Genomic DNA, 766 nt, shown 5'->3' on the forward strand with positions numbered 1-766 from the left:
GCCTGCTCGAGCGCATCGAAGCACCGTTGATCGCTGTGATCGACGGTGGCCGAGGAGCCACAAGCGCAATTAAAACGTGCTGGCCAAACACCAAAATCCAACGCTGCCTCGTGCACGCCCAACGCAGAGTACGCCGCTACACCACCTCACGACCACGCACTGATGCTGGCCGCACCATCTACCAACTCGCACTGAAACTCACCCGCATCACCACCCTGGACGAGGCTGCACAATGGGGTGCACAACTGCAAGAGTTTCACACGCTCTACAAGGATTGGCTCAACGAAAAGACACAGGTCAAAGACCCGAAAACGGGGAAAGACACACTCGTGTGGACCCATGTCAACGTGCGCAAGGCCTACAACAGCCTCAACCACCTGTGGCGCAATGACCTACTGTTTGTCTAACCTCAAGCCCCCGAAAGGTGTGCTTAAGCCGCATCGGATCAAATCCACCACCAACAGTCTTGAAGGCGGCATCAACGCCCAGCTGAAGCTCCTTGCGAGAACTCATCGCGGCAGACGCGGTGAGCACCAACGCAAAATGCTGGATTGGTGGCTGTATCTGAAAACGGAACTGCCTGGCGATCCAATAGAAATCGCCAGACAGTCCAACTGGGGCCAGAACCAACTCGCCAAAGTTACAACCCTGACCCGAAACGAGAACCAAGCCGACTATGAAACAGGACGACCAGCCCTCTACGACAACGGTATCGATACCGAGTACACACACTCAATCGGCATCCAAAAAGGCCACATCTAACCCC

The 766-nt window shown here is 55.5% G+C and carries 1 pseudogene; it reads left to right on the forward strand.

What is annotated here, in order from left to right:
• Positions 1–762: pseudogene (locus tag HMPREF2734_RS02015) on the forward strand (IS256-like element ISCre1 family transposase); the annotation flags it as partial.
• Positions 763–766: the final 4 nt, after the last annotated feature.

It is taken from the genome of Corynebacterium sp. HMSC055D05, from assembly GCF_001810365.1.
Lineage (GTDB): Bacteria > Actinomycetota > Actinomycetes > Mycobacteriales > Mycobacteriaceae > Corynebacterium > Corynebacterium coyleae.